Origin of the sequence: Pseudomonas pharyngis (genome assembly GCF_021602345.1) — a bacterium.
Lineage (GTDB): Bacteria > Pseudomonadota > Gammaproteobacteria > Pseudomonadales > Pseudomonadaceae > Aquipseudomonas > Aquipseudomonas pharyngis.
This window is the reverse complement of the sequence record NZ_BQID01000016.1, coordinates 96,004-118,097: the sequence shown is the minus strand read 5'-3', so window position 1 is coordinate 118,097 and position 22,094 is coordinate 96,004. Positions and strand designations below refer to the sequence as shown.

Here is a 22,094-nt window from a genome sequence, read left to right as displayed (position 1 = left end):
CAGTGCAGCGGCACCTGTTGGATGAATTCAATCGCCTTTAGGGGGTAAACATGGCAATCGATATCGGTATCAGTGAAGAAGACCGCAAATCCATCGTCGAAGGGCTCTCGCGCCTTCTGTCGGACACCTACGTGCTGTATCTGAAGACCCACAACTTCCACTGGAACGTCACCGGGCCGATGTTCCGGACCCTGCATCTGATGTTCGAGGAGCAATACAACGAACTGGCCCTGGCGGTGGATTCGATTGCCGAACGTATCAGGGCCCTGGGTTTTCCCGCCCCGGGCGCGTACGCGACCTATGCGCGGCTGTCTTCCATTAAAGAGGAAGAGGGGGTGCCGAGTGCCGAGGACATGATCAAACAATTGGTCGAGGGTCAGGAGGCAGTCACTCGCACGGCGCGGGGGATATTCCCCCTGCTGGATAAAGTCAGCGATGAGCCGACCGCCGACCTGCTGACTCAGCGTATGCAGGTTCACGAGAAAACCGCGTGGATGTTGCGCGCACTGCTCGAGGCCTGACGGCGGAAGGCGCACGGACTCACTTCATTCGTGCGCTGTTCTCTTTTTTGCCCGGAAAAGTCATTCGCGAATGTAGGAAGCAAGGAAGACGCCCCACCGCTCCATGATCCTCCGTATCGCGTTGGCTTATCCTACGCGGATGGTCAAAAAGTCATCTGGATCTGCCTTTGCGCCTGCGCTTTTAATGAGGTCACAGGATGTTGCCTTGAAAACAAGCGCAGAAATGGCAAAGGAGTGTCAACGATATGGAAGGTGGAGACAGGCGAATAGAGATCGCTGGCGGTTCGCAGCAACAGAAAATCGTGGAGCCCTTTCTCGGCGGATTCGACATGGAGTTGATCCGGCCGTCGTCCCGATCGGTACGTTTGAACGGGTTCGCGACCTGCATGCGGCTGGAGCAGGTTTACTGGAACATTCTGGGCCGGATGGCCGAGGACAATTGCTGTTCGGTCGGCACGCTGTTGTCCCGCGTTGATCGTGAAGTGCACCTGCGCCATGGCGGGGTGAAAAACTTCAGCGGTCTGGTGCGGGTGGTGTGTGTGGTGCACGGCCTGCGGGATTCTCCCGGGATCAATAACGGGGGGTGTCACTGACGAGACGGCCTGTGCAGTCTTCCGGCTGCACAGGCCGCATTTAATGGCTATAATCCCGCCCTTTCGCCGCACAGCCCTGCGCGTGCTGGCAATCTGATTGCCGAGACAACCCCATGCCGATGTACGATTACCAATGTGCTTCCTGTGGTCATCAGTTGGAAGCCATTCAAAAGATCAGCGACGCACCACTGGTCGATTGCCCTGCCTGCCAGGCGCCGGAACTCAAGAAGCAGCTGTCCATGCCGGGCTTTCGCCTCAGCGGCAGTGGCTGGTACGAAACCGATTTCAAGACCGGCGCGAAGAAGAACCTGGCCGGTGGCGACAAATCTGACTAGGGTTCAGACCCAGGTCGAACGACACGCGCGAGTTTCCACAAGTTGCACAGTGCTTGAGTGCAGCGGGATCTCCACCGAATTTCGAATTACGAGAAGCGAACCACTACCATGATGCGCAGCCATTATTGCGGCCAACTGAACGAAAGCCTGGAAGGCCAGGAAATTACCCTTTGCGGATGGGTTCACCGTCGTCGCGACCACGGCGGGGTGATTTTCCTCGATATCCGTGATCGTGACGGTCTGGCCCAGGTAGTGTTCGATCCGGATCGCGCCGAGAGCTTCGCCGCCGCCGATCGCGTGCGCAGCGAATACGTCGTGAAGATCACCGGCAAGGTGCGTCTGCGTCCGGCCGGTGCCACCAACGCCAACATGGCGTCGGGCATGATCGAAGTGCTGGGCTACGAGCTGGAAGTGCTGAACGAGTCGGAAACCCCGCCGTTCCCGCTGAACGAGTTCTCCGACGTCGGCGAAGAAACCCGTCTGCGTTATCGCTTCCTGGACCTGCGTCGTCCGGAAATGGCCGAGAAGCTGCGTCTGCGTTCGCGCATGACCACCAGCATCCGTCGCTACCTCGACGAAAACGGCTTCCTCGACGTCGAAACGCCGATCCTGACCCGTGCCACGCCAGAAGGCGCGCGCGACTACCTCGTACCGAGCCGTACCCACGCCGGTTCGTTCTTCGCGTTGCCGCAATCGCCACAGCTGTTCAAGCAACTGCTGATGGTCGCCGGCTTCGACCGTTACTACCAGATCGCCAAATGCTTCCGCGACGAAGACCTGCGTGCCGACCGTCAGCCTGAGTTCACTCAGATCGACATCGAAACCAGCTTCCTTGACGAAAAAGACATCATGGGCCTGACCGAAGGCATGATCCGCAACCTGTTCAAGGAAGTGCTGGGTCTGGAATTCGGCGAATTCCCGCACATGACGTTCGAAGAAGCCATGCGCCGTTACGGCTCCGACAAGCCGGACCTGCGTAACCCGCTGGAGCTGGTCGACGTGGCCGATCAACTGAAAGAAGTGGATTTCAAGGTCTTCAGCGGCCCTGCCAACGACCCGAAATGCCGTATCGCCGCACTGCGCGTTCCGGGCGGGGCGAGCATGCCGCGCAAGCAGATCGACGACTACACCAAGTTCGTCGGCATCTACGGTGCCAAGGGCCTGGCGTACATCAAGGTCAACGAGCGTGCTGCCGGTGTTGATGGTCTGCAATCTCCGATCGTGAAAAACATCCCGGAAGCCAACTTGAACGTGATCCTCGATCGCGTCGGTGCAGTCGACGGCGATATCGTGTTCTTCGGCGCCGACAAGGCCAAGATCGTCAGCGAAGCCCTGGGCGCGCTGCGTATCAAGCTCGGTCACGACCTCAAGTTGCTGACCTGCGAGTGGGCACCGATGTGGGTCGTCGACTTCCCGATGTTCGAAGAGAACGATGACGGCAGCTTCTCGGCGCTGCACCATCCGTTCACCGCGCCGAAGTGCTCGCCGGAAGAGCTGGAAGCCAACCCGGCCGGCGCTCTGTCCCGTGCCTACGACATGGTGCTGAACGGCACCGAGCTGGGTGGCGGTTCGATCCGTATCCACCGCAAGGAGATGCAACAGGCGGTGTTCCGTCTGCTGGGCATCAACGAAGCGGAACAGGAAGAGAAGTTCGGCTTCCTGCTCGACGCCCTGAAATACGGCGCGCCGCCGCACGGTGGTCTGGCCTTCGGTCTGGACCGTCTGGTGATGCTGATGACCGGCGCCCAGTCGATCCGTGAAGTGATCGCCTTCCCGAAAACCCAGAGTGCTGCCGACGTGATGACGCAGGCGCCGGGTGTCGTGGATGCGAAGGCATTGCGCGAATTGCACATCCGTTTGCGCGAAACGCCAAAGGCCGAGTAAGACGGGCCTGAAGGCGCATCTTCGGATGCGCCTTTTTTCTTTCTGCAGTGATTGAAAACAAGATTTTTTTGCTGGCCGATGCATCTGCATGGCGGGCATTGTTCAAGAGAATTCGGAGCGAGTTATGGCAGGTCATTCCAAGTGGGCGAACATCAAGCACCGCAAAGAACGCCAGGATGCCAAGAGAGGCAAGATCTTCACCAAGTGGATCCGCGAACTGACCGTGGCGGCCCGTCAGGGCGGCGGCGATCCGGGCTCCAACCCGCGTCTGCGTCTGGCGCTGGACAAGGCGCTGGGCGCCAACATGAGCCGGGACATCATCGACCGTGCCGTGGCCCGTGGCGCTGGCGCGACCGAGGCCGACAACGTTGAAGAACTGACCTACGAAGGTTACGGCCCGGGTGGCGTGGCGGTGATGGTCGAGTGCATGACCGACAACCGCAACCGTACCGCAGCGGCAGTGCGCCACGCGTTCAGCAAGTGTGGCGGCAACCTCGGTACCGACGGTTCGGTAGCCTATCTGTTCGAACGCAAGGGCCAGATCAGCTTTGCACCGGGTGTCGACGAAGACGCACTGACAGAAGCGGCACTTGAAGCCGATGCCGACGACGTGGTCAGCCACGAAGACGGTTCGATCGACGTGTTCACCTCGTTCACCAGTTTCTACGCAGTGCGCAATGCCCTGGAAGCTGCTGGCTTCAAGGGTGATGACGCGGAAATCGTCATGCAGCCGACCACCAGCGCCGAACTGGACCTGGAGGGCGCCGAGAAGGTGCTCAAGCTCATCGATATGCTTGAGGATCTGGATGACGTGCAAAACGTCTATTCCAATGCGGACATTCCGGAAGACGTGGCCGCTCAGTTAGGCTAAGAGCGGCTAGGCTTCACGGTGGGAGCGGGCTTGCTCGCGAAGGCGGGGTGTCTCCAGCATTGATGCTTGCTGATACGCCGCCTTCGCGAGCAAGCCCGCTCCCGCATTGGTTATTTGATGTTTTGATTTTTGTGTTTTTACCGAACCCGCAGGCGTTATGACTTTAATTCTAGGTATCGACCCCGGCTCGCGTATCACCGGTTACGGGATTGTTCGCGATACCGGACGCGGCGGCTGCATCTACGTGGCATCGGGCTGCATTCGTACCGGCGCTGGCGAGTTGCATGAACGTCTGCAGATCGTTTATCGCGGCGTGCGCGAAATCATCCAGACCTACGGTCCGGTCACCATGGGCATCGAAAAGGTGTTCATGGCGAAAAACGCCGATTCGGCGCTGAAGCTCGGGCAGGCCCGGGGGGCCGCTATCGTTGCCGGCGCCGAAGAATGCCTGGAAATCGCCGAGTACACGGCCACCCAGGTCAAGCAGGCCGTGGTCGGCACGGGTGCCGCTAATAAAGAGCAGGTGCAGATGATGGTCATGCACATGCTCAAGCTGACCAGCAAACCGCAAATCGATGCATCGGATGCCCTGGCCATTGCCATTTGTCATGCCCACACACGCTCCAGTCTGTTACCGCACGGCTTGGGAACGGCACGCAGTCGTGGCGGGCGCCTGCGTCTCTGATAGCATCAGCATCAATTTTCCTGAAAGCGGATTTTTGCGCCTGGGTCGTCGGCCCGAAATCCGCCTTTCGACAGTCGCCAGCCCACGGCTGGCCAACGCTCAAGGATCTGAAACGTGATTGGACGCTTGCGCGGCACTCTGGCTGAGAAACAGCCGCCGCACCTGATTCTGGATGTAAACGGCCTCGGGTATGAGCTGGAAGTGCCCATGACCACCCTTTATCGTCTGCCGTCGGTCGGTGAACCGCTGACCTTGCACACCCATTTGGTCGTACGCGAAGACGCGCAGTTACTCTATGGTTTTGCCGGCAAGCGTGAGCGAGACTTTTTTCGCGAGTTGATCCGCCTCAATGGTGTGGGGCCGAAACTGGCCCTGGCCTTGATGTCGAGTCTGGAAGTCGACGAACTGATCCGTTGCGTGCAGTCCCAGGACACCTCGGCGCTGACCAAGGTGCCGGGCGTGGGCAAGAAAACCGCCGAGCGTCTGCTGGTCGAACTCAAGGATCGCTTCAAGGCCTGGGAAACCTCGCCGGCCATGTTCGCCCTGGTGCCGAACCAGCCGGACGGCCCGGCGCCGGTCAATACCGCCGAGAACGATGCGGTCAGCGCGCTGATTTCCCTGGGCTACAAGCCACAGGAAGCGAGCAAGGCGATTTCCGCGATCAAAGAGAAAGGCCTGAGCAGCGAAGACATGATTCGACGCGCCCTGAAGGGAATGATTTAAGTGATTGAAGCTGATCGTCTGATCGCCGCTACGCACAGTCCGCGTGAGCGCGAAGAAGTCCAGGATCGGGCGATACGTCCCGTCAGCCTGGCCGAGTACATCGGCCAGCCGACCGTTCGCGAGCAGATGGAACTGTTTATCCAGGCCGCCCGTGGCCGTAGCGAATCCCTCGACCACACCCTGATCTTCGGTCCGCCGGGGCTGGGTAAAACCACGCTGGCCAACATCATCGCTCAGGAAATGGGCGTGTCGATCAAGAGCACTTCCGGTCCGGTGCTGGAGCGTCCGGGGGATCTGGCGGCGCTGTTGACCAATCTTGAGCCGCACGACGTGCTGTTCATCGATGAAATCCATCGTCTGTCGCCGATCGTCGAAGAAGTACTGTACCCGGCCATGGAAGATTTCCAGCTCGACATCATGATCGGTGAAGGGCCGGCGGCGCGTTCGATCAAACTCGATCTGCCACCGTTCACCCTGGTCGGTGCAACCACGCGGGCGGGCATGCTGACCAACCCTTTGCGTGACCGTTTCGGTATCGTCCAGCGCCTCGAGTTCTACAGCACCGCTGACCTGGCGACGATTGTCAGCCGTTCGGCGAATATCCTCGGTTTGCCGCTGGATCCGGAAGGATCTTTCGAGATTGCCCGCCGCGCCCGTGGCACGCCGCGGATCGCCAACCGTCTGCTGCGCCGGGTGCGGGATTTCGCCGAAGTCCGGGCCAAGGGCCACATTACCAAGTCCGTCGCGGATCTGGCGCTGAACCTGCTGGACGTCGACGAGCATGGTTTCGATCATCAGGACCGGCGTCTGCTGTTGACCATGATCGAGAAGTTTGACGGCGGCCCGGTGGGCATCGACAGTCTGGCGGCGGCGATCAGCGAAGAGCGCCACACCATTGAAGACGTGCTCGAGCCGTACCTGATTCAGCAGGGCTACATCATGCGTACGCCGCGGGGCAGGGTGGTGACTCGCCACGCGTACCTGCATTTTGGTTTAAACATTCCGACACGAATGGGCGAAATGCCCGTGGTAGACGAGTTTCTCGATGCCGTGGACGATTGATACACATTTATTGTCGATTTATTCAGCGTTTGTACTGTCACAGGGCGGTACTTTTGCGGTAAAGCCTTCCACAATGAAAAACAGTTGCCTGGCTGGATTGGCAACCCGAGGAGTAAGCACTAGAGTATGCGCGCGCAAAACGGGCTTGAGCCGTTCGCACATCGTTGTCGCGTTTATTACGAGGACACCGATGCGGGCGGCATCGTGTATTACGTTAATTACCTCAAGTTTATGGAACGGGCTCGAACCGAACGGCTCCGGGAGCTGGGCTTTGCTCAGTCGGCGCTGGCCGGGGAGGACCTGTTGTTCGTCGTGCATTCCAGCGAAGCGCGTTATCACGCGCCGGCGCGACTGGACGACGAGCTTCTGGTAAGCGCTGATGTAATCGAATTGAACCGTGCCAGCCTGCGCTTCCGACAGCAGGTCAGGCGGGCAACGGATAATGTGCTGCTCTGCGAAGGGCAGTTTCTGGTGGCCTGTGTGCGCACTAACAGTTTGAAACCCCGGGCCCTTCCCGAAGACCTGCGTGCGGCCTTTGCCGACGCGGTCGGCACGGGTACACACTCAAAGCAGGAGATAAAGCGTGGAAGCTAACGTCGTCGACCATTCCTCCATGTGGAGCCTGGTCAGCAATGCCAGCATCGTGGTGCAGTTGGTAATGTTGACTCTGGTGGCCGCATCGGTGACCTCATGGATCATGATCTTTCAGCGCAGCAATCTGATACGCGCCGGTCGACGTGCCCTCGAGAGCTTCGAGGAGCGCTTCTGGTCGGGTATCGACCTGTCCAAACTCTACCGTCAGGCCGGCAGCAACCCGGATCCGGATTCGGGTGTCGAGCAGATCTTCCGTGCCGGCTTCAAGGAGTTCTCCCGTCTGCGTCAGCAGCCAGGCGTCGATCCTGAAGCGGTGATGGAAGGCGTGGCCCGTGCCATGCGCGTCGCCATCTCCCGCGAAGAAGAAAAGCTCGAGCAGAGCCTGCCGTTCCTCGCCACCGTCGGTTCGGTCAGCCCGTACATCGGTCTGTTCGGTACCGTGTGGGGGATCATGAACTCCTTCCGTGGTCTGGCCAGCGCCCAGCAGGCCACTCTGGCCACCGTCGCACCCGGCATCGCCGAAGCCCTGATCGCCACCGCGATCGGTCTGTTCGCCGCGATCCCGGCCGTTATCGCTTACAACCGTTTCTCTGCCCGCAGCGAAACCTTGCTGAGCCGCTACTACACCTTCGCCGATGAGTTCCAGGCGATCCTGCACCGCAAAGTGCACACCAGCGAAGAATAAGCAGGTATTTCCCGATGGCTTTAATCACTCGAGCCCGACACAAGCGCAAGCCGGTCGCCGAGATGAACGTAGTGCCTTACATCGACGTGATGCTGGTGCTGCTGGTCATCTTCATGGTGACTGCGCCGATGCTCAATCAGGGCGTGAAAGTGGATCTGCCCAAGGTTTCCAGCGAAGCCTTGCCGCAGGACAACAACACCCAGGTGCTGACCATTTCGATCAAGTCGGACAAGACCTACTACTGGAACCTTGGCAGCGAAGTCGACACCGAGAAGCAGCAGGACCGGGCCATGACCCTGCCACAGATGACCGACGCGGTGACCAAGATCATTCGCGCCGGCACTGAAGGTGGCAAGCGTACCCAAGTCTTCATCCGTGGCGACAAGTCCGTCGATTATGGCTCCGTCATGGGCGCCATGGGCGGGTTGCAGAAAGCCGGGGTCGGTAACGTTGGCTTGATCACCGAGGCGCCCTGATGCAGCAACAGCGAGAGCCGTCCGCCTCGGAAAGCTACTTCTGGCCTAGTGTCTGGGCGATTGGCTTGCACGTGCTGGTGTTCGGCATGCTGTTTGTCAGTTTCGCCCTGACCCCGGAGCTGCCGCCAGCCAAGCCGATTGTCCAGGCGACCCTGTACCAGCTGAAATCGAAAAGTCAGGCAACGACCCAGACCAATCAGAAGATTGCGGGTGAGGCGAAGAAATCCGCCGCGCGCCAGACCGAAGTCGAGCAGATGGAGCAGAAAAAGGTCGAGCAGGAAGCGGTGAAGGCTGCGGAACAAAAGAAAGAAGAAGCGGCTCAAAAGGCCGAGGAAGCCAAGAAGGCCGATGAGGCGAAGAAAGCGGACGAGGCGAAGAAGGCTGATGAAGCCAAGAAAGCCGACGACGCCAAGAAAGCCGCCGAAGCCAAGAAGGCAGAAGAGAAACAATTGGCTGATATAGCCAAGAAGAAAGCCGAAGAAGAAGCCAAAAAGGCTGCTGAAGAAGAGGCCAAGAAAGCGGCCGCTGAAGAAGCCAAGAAGAAGATCGTCGAAGACGCGAAAAAGAAAGCCGCCGAAGACGCCAAGAAGAAAGCTGAAGCTGAAGAGGCGAAGAAGAAAGTCGCCGAAGACGCGAAGAAGAAAGCTGCTGCCGATGCTGCGAAGAAGAAAGCGCAGGAAGCGGCACGTAAATCCGCCGAAGACAAAAAGGCTCAGGCCCTGGCAGATTTGCTTTCCGACACGCCGCAGCGCCAGCAGGCCTTGGCCGATGAGCAGGGCGACGAAGTTGCGGGCAGTTTCGATGACCTGATTCGTGCGCGGGCAGCAGAAGGCTGGGCGCGTCCACCTTCAGCACGCAAAGGCATGACGGTTGTGCTGCAGATCGGCATGTTGCCGGACGGTACGGTGACCTCGGTCAGCGTGGCCAAGTCCAGTGGCGACGGTCCGTTCGATGCGTCAGCAGTGGCAGCGGTCAAGAATATTGGACGTTTGACGGAAATGCAGGGAATGAAGCCGAGCGATTTCGCTCCGTATCGTTCATTCAAGATGACATTCACACCTGAGGATCTAGCCTTGTGAGAAACCTTCTTCGAGGAATGCTGGTCGTGATCTGCTGCATGGCAGGGATCGCGATGGCGGATGAAAAGAACATTCTGGTCACCAGCGGCAGCGATCGGGCGACTCCGATCGCCGTCGTACCGTTCGGTTTCCAGGGCGGTGCCGTCCTGCCGGATGACATGGCTGAAATCATTGGTAACGATTTGCGCAACTCGGGCTATTACTCGCCGATTCCAAAGCAAAACATGATCAGTCAGCCAAGCCAGCCAAGCGAAATCATCTTCCGTGACTGGAAGGCGGTGGGCGCGCAATACATGATGGTCGGCAGCATCGTGCCGGCCGGTGGCCGTCTGCAGGTGCAGTGGGCTTTGTTCAACGTCGCCACCGAACAGAAAGTGGCTGACGGCAGCGTGTCCGGTACCACCGAACAGCTGCGCGACATGGCGCACTACATCTCCGATCAGTCGTTCGAAAAACTGACCGGTATCAAAGGTGCATTCTCGACTCGCCTGCTGTACGTCACGGCCGAGCGTTTCTCCGAGAAGAACACCCGTTACACCCTGCAGCGTTCGGACTATGACGGCGCCCGTGCCGTGACCCTGCTGCAATCGCGTGAGCCGATCCTGTCGCCGCGTTTTGCACCGGACGGCAAGCGTATCGCCTATGTGTCGTTCGAGCAGAAGCGTCCGCGCATCTTCATGCAGAACATCGACACCGGTCGCCGCGAGCAGATCACCAACTTCGAAGGCTTGAACGGCGCGCCAGCCTGGTCGCCGGATGGCAATCGCCTGGCGTTCGTGCTGTCGAAAGACGGTAACCCGGACATCTACGTGATGAACCTCGGTTCGCGTCAGATCACCCGCGTAACCGCAGGTCCTGGCATCAATACCGAACCGTACTGGGGCAAGGATGGTTCGACCATCTACTTCACCTCCGACCGTGGCGGCAAACCGCAGATCTACAAGACCAGTGCTGGCGGTGGCGGTGCCGAGCGTGTGACGTTCGTGGGCAACTACAACGCCAACCCCAAGCTTTCGGCGGATGAAAAGACCCTGGTGATGATCCATCGTCAGGACGGTTTCACCAATTTCAAAGTGGCGGCTCAGGATTTGCAGCGCGGAAGTGTAAAAATCCTCACTGATAGCACTCTGGACGAGTCGCCTACTGTTGCGCCCAACGGCACCATGGTAATCTACGCCACCCGCCAGCAGGGCCGGGGAGTCTTGATGCTCGTGTCCATTAATGGACGCGTGAGGCTCCCGCTTCCTACCGCTCAAGGCGAAGTCAGAGAACCGTCCTGGTCCCCTTACCTGAACTGACGCGGCGCTTTACGTTTTACTTAACACACTGGGGTTCATTAGGAGTTTCACGATGGAAATGCTGAAGTTTGGTAAATTTGCTGCGCTGGCTCTGGCCATGGCTGTAGCTGTAGGTTGCTCGTCCAAAGGCGGCGACAACGCCGGTGAAGGCGCTGTTGATCCAAACGCTGGTTACGGCGCAAACACTGGTGCAGTTGACGGTTCCCTGAGCGAAGAAGCTGCTCTGCGCGCAATCACCACCTTCTACTTCGAATACGACAGCTCGGACCTGAAGCCAGAAGCCATGCGCGCTCTGGACGTTCACGCCAAAGACCTGAAAGCAAACGGCGCTCGCGTTGTTCTGGAAGGCAACACCGACGAACGTGGTACTCGTGAGTACAACATGGCACTGGGCGAGCGTCGTGCGAAAGCCGTTCAGCGCTACCTGGTTCTGCAAGGTGTTTCCCCAGCTCAGCTGGAACTGGTTTCCTACGGCGAAGAGCGTCCAGTTGCTACCGGCAACGACGAGCAGTCCTGGGCTCAAAACCGTCGCGTCGAACTGCGTAAGTAATTCGATATGCGAACGTGCCGTCGTGCTGTAACTGTTCTGGCTCTCAGCCTCGCGCCGCTTGCGGCGTGGGCTGCGGTTCCTGTGGTCGATGACAACTCCGGTTATAACAATAGCGGGAGCAGTTATCCGCCTGCAGGTTACGGTACGAACGGCGCCTATGCCGGGGGAGCGGCTTCGGCCCCTGCCTCGGCAAACGGCATGCTGTTCAACCAACTGCAACAAATGCAGGATCAACTGTCGCGCCAGCAAGGCGTGATCGAAGAACTGCAGAACCAGGTTTCGCGCATGAAACAGGAATCCCTGGAGCGATACCAGGATCTTGATCGGCGCATAGGATCCGGCGTTGCACCAGCCGCGACTCCCGAGAATTCTTCTGCCGGTGGCGATGCAAGTGCTGCTGCCGGTGCTGCTGCTGGAGCCGGCGCCGCTGCTGCCGCCCAGGCACCTGCCGCAGGTAGCGAACCGGCTGATCCGGCCAAGGAAAAGCTGTATTACGACGCCGCTTTCGACCTGATCAAAGCCAAGGATTTCGACAAGGCCAGCCAGGCGTTTGCCGCATTCCTGCGTAAATACCCGAACAGCCAATACGCGGGCAACGCCCAGTACTGGCTGGGTGAAGTGAACCTGGCCAAAGGTGATCTGCAAGGTGCAGGTCAGGCTTTTGCCAAGGTTTCGCAGCTGTATCCCAAGCACGCCAAAGTGCCGGATTCGCTGTACAAGCTGGCTGACGTAGAGCGCCGCCTCGGTCATACCGACAAGGTCAAAGGCATTCTGCAGCAGGTGGTGGCCCAGTATCCGGGCACGTCCGCCGCTCAGTTGGCCCAGCGCGATCTGCAACGCATGTAACAGCGTTGACCCGTTTGGAAGAAACCCGCGCTTGTCGCGGGTTTTTTCGTTAGAATTCACGCCCTTTTATGAAACACGCTCCTGGTGATCTACGCGTTGGCGGGGTTGCCAGAGGTGCCTGACGGAGGCGGACAGCCTGTTTAGCTGTTACGCCCGTGGCGACTATGCAAGACACATTGAGAATTACCGAAGTTTTCTACTCGTTGCAGGGGGAAACGCGGACTGCCGGGTTGCCCACTGTTTTTGTGCGCCTGACCGGTTGCCCATTGCGTTGCCAATACTGCGACAGCGCCTACGCTTTCAGCGGTGGCACGGTCCGTACCCTCGACGACATCCTCGAGCAAGTGGCCGGCTTTCGCCCGCGCTACGTCTGTGTCACTGGCGGTGAGCCGCTGGCACAGCCCAATGCCATCCCTTTGCTCAAGCAATTATGCGATGCCGGCTACGAGGTCTCGCTGGAAACCAGCGGCGCTCTCGACATCTCGGCGGTCGATTCGCGGGTCAGTCGGGTGGTCGACCTGAAGACGCCAGACTCCAAAGAAGCCCATCGTAACCGTTACGAGAACATCGAACTGCTGACGCCCAACGATCAGGTGAAGTTTGTCATCTGCTCGAGGGACGACTATGACTGGGCGGTATCGAAGCTGATCCAGTACGGTCTTGAGCGACGTGCGGGTGAAGTGTTGTTTTCCCCAAGTCACCACGACCTGAACGCTCGGGATCTGGCGGACTGGGTGGTGGCGGATAACCTGCCAGTGCGCCTGCAACTGCAGCTGCATAAATATCTATGGAATGATGAGCCGGGGCGCTGAGATGACTGAACAACTGAACACTAGCCAAAAACGTGCGGTAATCCTGCTGTCGGGTGGCCTGGACTCGGCCACTGTCGTGGCCATGGCCCGCGCTGAAGGCTACGCCTGCTACACGATGAGTTTCGATTACGGTCAGCGTTCCCACGCCGAACTGCATGCCGCCGCTCGCGTTGCCCGCGACCTGGGCGTGGTCGAGCACAAGGTAATCGGCCTTAACCTGAACGGCATGGGCGGTTCGGCCCTGACCGATACCAGCATCGATATCCCGGAAGAGTTGGGCGAAGGCATCCCGGTGACTTACGTGCCGGCGCGCAACACGGTTTTCCTGTCGCTGGCTCTCGGCTGGGCTGAAGTGCTCGGCGCCCGTGACATCTTTATCGGCGTCAACGCGGTGGACTACTCCGGTTACCCGGATTGCCGTCCCGAGTTCATCGAGTCGTTCGAGCGCATGGCCAATCTGGCAACCAAGGCTGGCGTCGAAGGCAATGGCTTCCGCATCCAGGCACCGCTGCAGAATCTGAGCAAGGCGCAGATCGTCCAGGCGGGGGTGAAGCTTGGCGTTGATTATGGGCTGACCGTTTCCTGCTATCAGGCCGACGATGATGGCCGCGCTTGCGGCAAATGCGACAGCTGCCGACTGCGTGCAGAAGGCTTCGCGGCGGCCGGAATCAGCGACCCGACACCTTATTTTTGATTTTTTTCAAATTAGGTGTTGAATATTCCTTAAAAATCAGTATTATACGCGCCACCACACAGCGGGTCGTTAGCTCAGTTGGTAGAGCAGTTGGCTTTTAACCAATTGGTCGTAGGTTCGAATCCCACACGACCCACCATATTTGGCGGTTTAGAAAATCCGGAAGGCCCACGAAAGTGAGGATTTCCGGGTTTTTTTTTGCCTGCGATTCGGGCATTCCTCCCTTCGTTTCTTCCCTCCGTGACACAGGTCAGAATCATCTTTTGTATCAACGGGATATTCTGTAGCCTTGCGCAGCTTCATTGCTGTCCGTGCCTGATAATACTCACTTTCCCGGCGGTACCCTCAAGCGGTCCGGAGCCGGGTGTATACTCGACTTTCGCGCGAATGCGCCTGCAGGTCTTGCGAACATGACGCAGATTTCCGAACGCCTTCTGGTACAAGCCCACCTCGACGCCAAGCAGCCCAAGCCGCTGACAGCCGAGGAAGAAGCTTATTACCGTTCCGCCATCGCCGACGAGCTCAAGGCTCAGGACGCGGTGCTGGTTGCCCACTTTTATTGCGATCCGATCATTCAGGCCCTCGCCGAAGAAACCGGCGGTTGTGTTTCCGACTCCCTGGAAATGGCTCGCTTCGGCAACGCCCATCCGGCCAAGACCGTGGTGGTTGCCGGCGTGAAATTCATGGGCGAGACCGCGAAGATTCTCAACCCTGAAAAACGTGTGTTGATGCCGACCCTGGAAGCCACCTGCTCGCTGGATCTGGGTTGCCCGGTGGACGAGTTCTCGGCGTTCTGCGATCAGCATCCGGAGCGCACCGTGGTGGTGTATGCCAACACCTCGGCCGCCGTCAAAGCCCGGGCCGACTGGGTCGTGACCTCCAGTTGTGCACTGGAAATCGTCGAAAGCCTGATGGACAACGGCGAAACCATTATCTGGGGTCCGGACAAGCACTTGGGCACCTACATCCAGCGTCAGACCGGCGCCGACATGCTGCTCTGGGATGGTGCATGCATCGTCCATGAGGAGTTCAAGTCCAAGCAGCTGGAAGACATGAAAGCGCTGTACCCGGACGCCGCCATTCTGGTGCATCCGGAGTCGCCGACCTCGGTGATCGAGTTGGCGGACGCCGTCGGTTCTACCAGTCAGCTGATTGCCGCCGCTCAATCGCTGCCGAACAAGACCCTGATCGTGGCCACTGATCGCGGCATCTTTTACAAGATGCAGCAGCTGTGCCCGGACAAGGTCTTCATCGAGGCGCCAACCGCCGGTAACGGCGCGGCATGCCGCAGTTGCGCACATTGCCCGTGGATGGCCATGAACACCCTTGAACGCACGCTGAAGTGCCTGAAGGAGGGCTCGAACGAGATCTTCGTCGACCCGGCCCTGATCCCGCAGGCGATTCGTCCGCTGAAACGCATGCTCGATTTCACTCAGGCAGCACGGATGAAGCTGGCCGGCAACGCCTGACCTTGCGACGCAAACAAAAACGCCCCGATTGGATCGGGGCGTTTTTGCATCTGGAGGATTATTTGGCTTTCTTTGGAATTCGCACAAGCTGCGTGTCGGAGTAGATGTCATGCCAAGCGCGCTTCTGCTTATCGAGCAGCGACCAGAAGAACCCCAGGCCCAGGCACAGCCACGACGCAATCGACACCATGAACCGCAGCAACGCCTGCCACAGGCTGATCGCAGTGCCATCGGCGTTCTGCACGCGAATGCCCCAGACCTGCATGCCCAGGGTCTGACCGGCGTGGGTCCAGAATTTGGCAAAGAAGCCAAACAGCACCAACAGCAACACCGTGGAGTACAGCGGATCGCCATCCAGCTGCCCGGCGTCGGTCATGACGCGCAGGCGCTCTTCGCCGATGATTGCCGCCTGGATCAGCTTGTAAACAAAACCGGTCACGATCAGCAGAGCGGTGCACAGCAAAAAGTCATAGAACATCGCTGCCAGACGACGACCCAGGCCGACGGCGGGGAAATCGCCCTGGGGATTGAGCAGGTGTTTCGACATGGCAGCCTCTGGACGGGAAGTGAAGCGCCATTTTACGGATTTGCGCCCACAAAAAAGCCCCTGATATCAATATCAGGGGCTTTTTCGTAACAGAAGATCAGCCTTCGGCTTGTACTTCGTCAGCCTGCATGCCTTTCTGGCCCTGCACAGCAACGAAGGTCACTTTCTGGCCTTCTTTCAGGCTTTTGAAGCCGTTGCCCTGAATGGCGCGGAAATGCACGAACAGATCCGGACCGCTTTCTGGAGTGATAAAACCAAAACCTTTCTCGTCGTTAAACCACTTGACGGTACCGCTCTGACGTGTGGACATTTCTTATTTCCTTTGACGCAAAAATTGATGACAGTCTCCTTCTCATGAAAGAGTACTGGGGCTGGTTGCAGGAGAGTAAGAAGACGTCGAACGGGATGTAGCTAACTTGTAGGCTACTGCCCAGGTCACGATTCCAAGCTGACCCATGCAAACACAGTGGACAAACTCTACGCCAACTACGGGAGAAAAAACAAGCCCCGCGAAGGCCCCGGTTTTCCTGCGCTTGCTGGCACTTAGTCGATTCACTAGTCCGGCTTATACGATTAGCTTGTTCAATTGTTTTCGAACGTTATAAGCCAAGTTCAAATTCGAATCGTATGTAAGTGGAGTGCACTGTTTTATGGCGATTGCGTTACACATTAGTGCACGCATAACGCAATCGCGTTACTTATAGAAACAGTCAATCAACCGCGATAGTAGCGTTGTGGAACAAATGGCATTTTGCTTACAAGCAATGGCACCTTTTTCCCACGAACAATTGCCCAAACGGCCGTATCGAGTGCGACGTAGGCGCTGTCCAGGTAACCCATGGCCAACGGGCCGCCCAGGGTCGGGCCGAACCCGCCGCTGCACACGCTACCGACGATTTCGCCAGCGTCGTTGACGATCTCTGCACCTTCACGGACCGGCGTACGCTCTTGCGGCAGCAGGCCGACGCGTTTGCGCTGAACGCCGTTTTGCTGTTGAGCGAAGACTTGCTCCGCACCCGGGAAACCACCGGCGCGCGCACCATCGGCACGCCGAGGTTTGGAGATTGCCCACAACAGGCTGGCTTCGATCGGTGTGGTCTCGGTGTTCATGTCGTGGCCGTACAGGCACAGGCCGGCTTCCAGGCGCAGCGAGTCACGGGCGCCAAGGCCGATGGCGGCGACTTCCGGTTCGGCCAGCAGGGCGCGGGCGAGTTTTTCCGCATCGGCTGCCGGAACCGAGATTTCGAAACCGTCTTCACCGGTGTAGCCCGAGCGGCTGACAAAGCAGTCAACGCCCAGCAGCTTCACGCGGGTGAATTGCATGAAAGTCATTTTCGCCACTTCCGGCGCCAGGCGTGCCAGCACGGTCACGGCAGCCGGGCCTTGCAGGGCAAGCAGGGCGCGTTCTTCGAACAGCTGTTCAATCTTGCATTGATCGCCGATGTGTTTTTGCAGATGGGCCAGGTCCTGGTCCTTGCATGCGGCGTTGACCACCAGGAACAGCTCGTCATTGCCGAGGTTGGCGACCATCAGGTCATCGAGGATGCCGCCGGTTTCGTTGGTGAACATTGCGTAGCGCTGCATGCCCACCGGCAGGTCGATGATGTCTACCGGCACCAGGGTTTCCAGGGCTTTGGCGGCATTGGCGCCGGTCAGGCGGATCTGGCCCATGTGCGAGACATCGAACAGCCCGGCCTGCTCACGGGTGTGCTGGTGTTCCTTCATCACGCCCAGCGGGTATTGCACCGGCATGTCGTAGCCGGCGAACGGCACCATGCGGGCGCCGAGTTCGAGGTGCAGAGCGTGCAGCGGGGTTTTCGACAGTTGTTCGGTGGACATGCGTGACTCCTTGATTCACACCAACCCTCTCCCGGAGGGAGAGGGGGCCAGTTTTGTGTTCTCTCCCAAAGGGAGAGCGAGTTTATGGCGCGATCAGCACTCGATAATGTTGACCGCCAGACCGCCACGGGCGGTCTCCTTGTATTTGCTTTTCATGTCGGCGCCGGTCTGGCGCATGGTGCGGATGACCTTGTCGAGGGAGACGAAGTGCTGCCCGTCTCCGCGCATGGCCATGCGCACGGCGTTGATCGCCTTGACCGAGCCCATGGCGTTGCGCTCGATGCACGGCACTTGCACCAGCCCGCCGATCGGATCGCAGGTCAGGCCGAGGTTGTGTTCCATGCCGATTTCAGCGGCGTTTTCCACTTGCTGAACGCTGCCGCCGAGGACTTCGCACAACGCACCAGCTGCCATCGAACAGGCCACGCCGACCTCGCCCTGACAGCCGACTTCGGCGCCGGAAATCGAGGCGTTTTCCTTGTACAGGATGCCGATGGCCGCCGCAGTCAGCAGAAAACGCACCACGCCGTCATCGTTCGCGCCGGGAATAAAGCGCATGTAGTAATGCAGCACCGCAGGAATGATCCCCGCTGCGCCATTGGTCGGTGCCGTGACCACGCGCCCGCCGTTGGCGTTTTCTTCGTTGACGGCCAGCGCGTAGAGGTTTACCCAGTCCAGCACCGACAGCGGATCGCGCAGCGACGATTCCGGGTTCTTGCACAGCTGCCGGTGCAACGCTGCCGCCCGCCGCTTGACCTTCAGGCCTCCCGGCAGGATGCCTTCGTTGCGACAGCCGGCGGCCACGCAGTCCTGCATCACTTGCCAGATTCTCAGCAGGCCGGCGCGGGTTTCCGCTTCCGGGCGCCAGGCGCTTTCGTTGGTCAGCATCACCTGGCTGATCGACAGACCGTAGGTGGCGCAGTGACCGAGCAAGTCCTTGGCACTCTTGAACGGGAAGGTCAGCGCGGTGGCGTCTTCGACGATACGGTCGGCGCCAGCCGCATCTTCGTCGACCACGAAACCACCGCCGACCGAGTAGTACTCGCGGCTGCGGATCTGCAATCCCGCCGCATCGAAGGCACGGAAGATCATGCCGTTGGGGTGATAGGCCAACGGCTTGCGGATCATTGCCAGGTGTTCTTTCTCGTTGAACGCAATGCTGTGTTCGCCAAGCAGGTTCAAACGCCCGTTGCCACGAATCTCCGAGAGACGGGTGGCGACGGTTTCAGTATCCACGGTGTCCGGGTGTTCACCTTCCAGGCCCAGCAGCACGGCTTTGTCGCTGCCGTGGCCCTTGCCGGTGGCGCCGAGGGATCCATACAACTCGACCCTGACGCTGGTGGTGGCGGACAACAGGTTTTCCCGACGCAGGCCTTCGACGAAGCGCGCAGCTGCGCGCATCGGGCCGACGGTGTGGGAGCTGGAGGGGCCGATGCCAATCTTGAACAGGTCGAACACGCTTAACGACATGAGTTGTTCTCCGGTTTCTTGTTATAGGAATTGGCGGAATATCAGGCTTGATGCATTTCCTTGTGGGAGCGGGCTTGCTCGCGAATGCGGTGAATCAGTCGCCATCAATGTTGCCTGGCACACCGCATTCGCGAGCAAGCCCGCTCCCACAGGGGGATCTGTGGTGATGCTGAAATCGGGGCAGGTAAACCTGCCCCCCTATTCGTTTAAGCGTAGCTTTCGATCGACGGGCAGGCGCAGACCAGGTTGCGGTCGCCGAACACGTTGTCGACGCGACCGACCGGCGGCCAGTACTTGCCTTCGATCAACGACGCCACCGGGTACACCGCTTGTTCGCGGCTGTACGGGTGAGTCCACTCGCCCACCAGTTCCGCTGCGGTGTGCGGAGCGTTCTTCAGCGGGTTGTCGTCTTTGTCCAGAGTGCCGTTTTCCACTGCGCGGATTTCTTCGCGAATGCGGATCATGGCGTCGCAGAAGCGGTCCAGCTCTTCTTTGGATTCGCTTTCGGTCGGCTCGATCATCAGCGTGCCGGCCACCGGGAACGACATGGTCGGGGCGTGGAAGCCGAAGTCGATCAGACGCTTGGCGACGTCATCGACGCTGATGCCGCTGCTGTCTTTCAGCGGGCGCAGATCCAGGATGCACTCGTGCGCCACCAGACCGTTGCTGCCGGTGTACAGCACTGGGTAGTGCTCTTCCAGGCGACGGGAAATGTAGTTGGCATTGAGGATCGCCAGTTGCGAAGCGCGCTTGAGACCTGCGCCACCCATCATGCGAATGTACATCCAGGTGATCGGCAGAATGCTCGCGCTGCCGAACGGTGCTGCGCAGACCGCGCCTTCCTTGCGCTCCATGTGGCCGTGGCCCGGCAGGAACGGAGTCAGGTGCGATTTCACGCCGATCGGGCCGACGCCCGGGCCGCCACCGCCGTGGGGGATGCAGAAGGTCTTGTGCAGGTTCAGGTGCGAGACGTCGCCGCCGAACTTGCCCGGTGCGCAGAGGCCGACCATCGCGTTCATGTTGGCGCCGTCGATGTACACCTGGCCGCCGTTGTCATGAATGATGCCGCAGATTTCGCGGATGCCTTCTTCGAACACGCCGTGGGTCGACGGGTAAGTGATCATCAGCGCCGCGAGGTGTTCGCGGTGCTCGATGGCCTTGGCGCGCAGGTCTTCGATGTCCACGTTGCCACGGGCGTCGCACGCAGTCACGACCACACGCATGCCGGCCATGTTGGCGGTCGCCGGGTTGGTGCCGTGGGCGGACGACGGGATCAGGCAGATGTCGCGACGGTCTTCGCCACGGCTCTGGTGATAGGCGCGAATCGCCAGCAGACCTGCGTACTCACCCTGGGAACCGGCGTTCGGTTGCAGCGAGATCGAGTCGTAACCGGTGGCGGCGCAGAGCATCGCTTCCAGCTCGTCGGTCAGTTGCTGGTAACCGGCGCTTTGCTCGGCCGGGGCGAACGGGTGCAGGGCGCCGAATTCGGCCCACGTCACCGGGATCATTTCGCTGGCGGCGTTGAGTTTCATGGTGCACGAGCCCAGCGGGATCATGGTGCGATCCAGTGCCAGGTCCTTGTCCGCCAGTTTGCGCAGGTAGCGCATCAGCTCGGTTTCCGAGTGATAACGGTTGAACACCGGGTGACGGAGGATCGGCGACTGACGCACCAGCGCGGCTGGAATGGTGCTTTGCGCGGCAGCGGCGAGAGCAGCGAAATCCGGCAGGGTCTTGCCGTCGGCGAACAGGCCCCACAGGGTTTCAATGTCGGCCTGGGTGGTGGTTTCGTCGACCGACAGGCCCAGACGCTGGGCATCGATCACACGCAGGTTGATCTGTTGAGCGCGAGCCTTGTCATGCAGCGCGGCGGTTTGTGCGCCCGTGGCCAGGGTCAGGGTGTCGAAGAAGCTGGTTTGCTCGACGTTCACGCCCAGTGCGCTCAGGCCCTTGGCCAGAATCGCGGTCAGGTGATGCACACGGTTGGCGATCCGGGTCAGGCCTTTCGGGCCGTGGTACACGGCGTACATGCTGGCGATGTTGGCCAGCAGCACTTGCGCGGTGCAGATGTTCGACGTGGCTTTCTCGCGGCGGATGTGTTGCTCGCGGGTCTGCATCGCCAGACGCAGGGCCGGCTTACCGAAGCGGTCAACCGAGACACCGACCAGGCGGCCCGGCATGTCGCGCTTGAACGCATCTTTGGTGGAGAAGTAAGCCGCGTGCGGGCCACCGAAGCCCAGCGGCACGCCGAAGCGTTGCGCGCTACCGATGGCCACGTCGGCACCGAATTCGCCCGGCGGGGTCAGCAGTGTCAGGGCCAGCAGGTCAGCGGCTACCGCGACCAGTGCGTTGGCGGCGTGGAAGCGTTCGGTCAGTTCGCGGTAGTCGAACACATCACCGTTGCTGGCCGGGTATTGCAGCAGCGCGCCGAAGAACGGCGTCACGTCGGTCAGCTCACGCTCATCGCCCACGACTACGTCGATGCCCAGAGGCTCGGCACGGGTGCGCAGCACGTCGAGGGTTTGCGGATGGCTGTGGATCGAGGCGAAGAACTGGTGGCTGCCCTTGTTCTTGCTCAGGCGTTTGCAGAAGGTCATGGCTTCGGCAGCGGCGGTGGCTTCGTCGAGCAGGGAGGCGTTGGCGATCGGCAGGCCGGTAAGGTCGCTGATCAGGGTCTGGAAGTTCAGCAGCGCTTCGAGACGGCCCTGGGAAATCTCCGGCTGGTACGGGGTGTAGGCGGTGTACCAGGCCGGGTTTTCCAGCAGGTTGCGCAGGATCGGCGATGGCGTGTGGCAGTTGTAGTAACCCTGGCCGATGTAGGTCTTGAACAGTTGGTTCTTGCCGGCGATGCCTTTGATCATTGCCAGGGCATCGGCTTCGCTCAGGCCGTCGTCGAGGCCGAGCACGCTGGTGCCCTTGATGCTTTCCGGGATGACGCTGGCGCTCAGGGCTTCGAGCGAGTCGAAGCCGAGGCTGTTGAGCATGGCTTGCTCGTCACCGGCGCGCGGGCCGATGTGACGGGCGATGAATTCGTTGGCGGTGCCGAGATTTACTTGGGTCATGT

The 22,094-nt window shown here is 59.7% G+C and carries 23 protein-coding genes and 1 tRNA gene; 19 read left to right on the top strand and 5 right to left on the bottom strand.

The window, feature by feature from the left end:
* Window positions 1-50 precede the first annotated feature (50 nt).
* From L6D74_RS25670 to nadA, 19 genes are all read left to right on the top strand, one after another.
* A complete protein-coding gene (locus L6D74_RS25670; protein WP_007951212.1) occupies window positions 51-521 on the top strand; it encodes a Dps family protein in 471 nt (156 codons plus the stop codon).
* 245 nt (window positions 522-766) lie between these two features.
* Complete coding sequence (locus L6D74_RS25665) at window positions 767-1,114, top strand: ribbon-helix-helix domain-containing protein (protein ID WP_064599003.1); 348 nt, start codon at window positions 767-769, stop codon at window positions 1,112-1,114.
* Between the two features lie 113 nt (window positions 1,115-1,227).
* Window positions 1,228-1,449 carry an FmdB family zinc ribbon protein gene (locus tag L6D74_RS25660; protein ID WP_007951210.1) on the top strand — a complete coding sequence of 74 codons (222 nt, stop codon included), beginning with the start codon at window positions 1,228-1,230 and terminating at the stop codon, window positions 1,447-1,449.
* Window positions 1,450-1,557: 108 nt separating this feature from the next.
* Window positions 1,558-3,333 (top strand): aspartate--tRNA ligase, encoded by a 1,776-nt coding sequence (aspS, locus tag L6D74_RS25655; protein WP_064599001.1) that lies wholly within the window; start codon window positions 1,558-1,560, stop codon window positions 3,331-3,333.
* A 124-nt stretch (window positions 3,334-3,457) separates the two neighbouring features.
* A complete protein-coding gene (locus L6D74_RS25650; RefSeq protein WP_003227527.1) occupies window positions 3,458-4,204 on the top strand; it encodes a YebC/PmpR family DNA-binding transcriptional regulator in 747 nt (248 codons plus the stop codon).
* A 157-nt stretch (window positions 4,205-4,361) separates the two neighbouring features.
* Window positions 4,362-4,889: a crossover junction endodeoxyribonuclease RuvC gene (ruvC, locus tag L6D74_RS25645; RefSeq protein WP_007962095.1), complete on the top strand. Its 528-nt coding sequence runs from the start codon at window positions 4,362-4,364 to the stop codon at window positions 4,887-4,889.
* Window positions 4,890-5,003: 114 nt separating this feature from the next.
* On the top strand, window positions 5,004-5,612 hold the full coding sequence (gene ruvA, locus L6D74_RS25640) for a Holliday junction branch migration protein RuvA (RefSeq protein ID WP_007951205.1): 609 nt from the start codon (window positions 5,004-5,006) through the stop codon (window positions 5,610-5,612).
* Complete coding sequence (ruvB, locus tag L6D74_RS25635) at window positions 5,613-6,674, top strand: Holliday junction branch migration DNA helicase RuvB (protein ID WP_011335643.1); 1,062 nt, start codon at window positions 5,613-5,615, stop codon at window positions 6,672-6,674.
* 126 nt (window positions 6,675-6,800) lie between these two features.
* The gene (gene ybgC, locus L6D74_RS25630; RefSeq protein WP_007951203.1) at window positions 6,801-7,268 is read left to right on the top strand and encodes a tol-pal system-associated acyl-CoA thioesterase; all 468 of its coding nucleotides are present in this window, start codon (window positions 6,801-6,803) and stop codon (window positions 7,266-7,268) included.
* Window positions 7,258-7,953 carry a protein TolQ gene (tolQ, locus tag L6D74_RS25625; protein WP_039766018.1) on the top strand — a complete coding sequence of 232 codons (696 nt, stop codon included), beginning with the start codon at window positions 7,258-7,260 and terminating at the stop codon, window positions 7,951-7,953. Before ybgC ends, tolQ begins: the two co-directional genes overlap by 11 nt.
* 23 nt (window positions 7,954-7,976) lie before the next feature.
* Window positions 7,977-8,429: a protein TolR gene (gene tolR / locus L6D74_RS25620; protein ID WP_162130475.1), complete on the top strand. Its 453-nt coding sequence runs from the start codon at window positions 7,977-7,979 to the stop codon at window positions 8,427-8,429.
* Window positions 8,429-9,508 carry a cell envelope integrity protein TolA gene (gene tolA, locus L6D74_RS25615; protein ID WP_064383749.1) on the top strand — a complete coding sequence of 360 codons (1,080 nt, stop codon included), beginning with the start codon at window positions 8,429-8,431 and terminating at the stop codon, window positions 9,506-9,508. The genes tolR and tolA overlap by 1 nt, the downstream gene beginning before the upstream one ends.
* Before the next feature lie 17 nt (window positions 9,509-9,525).
* Window positions 9,526-10,806: a Tol-Pal system beta propeller repeat protein TolB gene (gene tolB, locus L6D74_RS25610; RefSeq protein WP_166742344.1), complete on the top strand. Its 1,281-nt coding sequence runs from the start codon at window positions 9,526-9,528 to the stop codon at window positions 10,804-10,806.
* A gap of 52 nt (window positions 10,807-10,858) precedes the next feature.
* The gene (gene pal / locus L6D74_RS25605; protein ID WP_003178634.1) at window positions 10,859-11,356 is read left to right on the top strand and encodes a peptidoglycan-associated lipoprotein Pal; all 498 of its coding nucleotides are present in this window, start codon (window positions 10,859-10,861) and stop codon (window positions 11,354-11,356) included.
* Between the two features lie 6 nt (window positions 11,357-11,362).
* On the top strand, window positions 11,363-12,202 hold the full coding sequence (ybgF, locus tag L6D74_RS25600) for a tol-pal system protein YbgF (protein WP_064598998.1): 840 nt from the start codon (window positions 11,363-11,365) through the stop codon (window positions 12,200-12,202).
* 164 nt (window positions 12,203-12,366) lie between these two features.
* Window positions 12,367-13,014, top strand: a complete 648-nt coding sequence (gene queE, locus L6D74_RS25595) for a 7-carboxy-7-deazaguanine synthase QueE (RefSeq protein ID WP_236190956.1) — start codon at window positions 12,367-12,369, stop codon at window positions 13,012-13,014.
* Between the two features lies 1 nt (window position 13,015).
* Complete coding sequence (queC, locus tag L6D74_RS25590) at window positions 13,016-13,708, top strand: 7-cyano-7-deazaguanine synthase QueC (protein ID WP_007951197.1); 693 nt, start codon at window positions 13,016-13,018, stop codon at window positions 13,706-13,708.
* 63 nt (window positions 13,709-13,771) lie between these two features.
* A tRNA-Lys gene (locus L6D74_RS25585) sits at window positions 13,772-13,847 on the top strand.
* Between the two features lie 271 nt (window positions 13,848-14,118).
* Window positions 14,119-15,177: a quinolinate synthase NadA gene (gene nadA / locus L6D74_RS25580; RefSeq protein ID WP_236190955.1), complete on the top strand. Its 1,059-nt coding sequence runs from the start codon at window positions 14,119-14,121 to the stop codon at window positions 15,175-15,177.
* A 58-nt stretch (window positions 15,178-15,235) separates the two neighbouring features.
* Here the strand turns inward: nadA and L6D74_RS25575 are convergent, their stop codons facing one another.
* The 5 genes from L6D74_RS25575 to gcvP form a co-directional block, all read right to left on the bottom strand.
* Window positions 15,236-15,724: an RDD family protein gene (locus tag L6D74_RS25575; protein WP_236190953.1), complete on the bottom strand. Its 489-nt coding sequence runs from the start codon at window positions 15,722-15,724 to the stop codon at window positions 15,236-15,238.
* A 97-nt stretch (window positions 15,725-15,821) separates the two neighbouring features.
* Window positions 15,822-16,034 (bottom strand): cold-shock protein, encoded by a 213-nt coding sequence (locus L6D74_RS25570; protein ID WP_003237709.1) that lies wholly within the window; start codon window positions 16,032-16,034, stop codon window positions 15,822-15,824.
* Between the two features lie 404 nt (window positions 16,035-16,438).
* Window positions 16,439-17,563 carry a glycine cleavage system aminomethyltransferase GcvT gene (gcvT, locus tag L6D74_RS25565; protein ID WP_085647307.1) on the bottom strand — a complete coding sequence of 375 codons (1,125 nt, stop codon included), beginning with the start codon at window positions 17,561-17,563 and terminating at the stop codon, window positions 16,439-16,441.
* Between the two features lie 93 nt (window positions 17,564-17,656).
* On the bottom strand, window positions 17,657-19,033 hold the full coding sequence (locus tag L6D74_RS25560; protein ID WP_236190951.1) for an L-serine ammonia-lyase: 1,377 nt from the start codon (window positions 19,031-19,033) through the stop codon (window positions 17,657-17,659).
* 206 nt (window positions 19,034-19,239) lie between these two features.
* Window positions 19,240-22,092 carry an aminomethyl-transferring glycine dehydrogenase gene (gene gcvP / locus L6D74_RS25555; RefSeq protein ID WP_236190949.1) on the bottom strand — a complete coding sequence of 951 codons (2,853 nt, stop codon included), beginning with the start codon at window positions 22,090-22,092 and terminating at the stop codon, window positions 19,240-19,242.
* Between the last annotated feature and the right edge of the window lie 2 nt (window positions 22,093-22,094).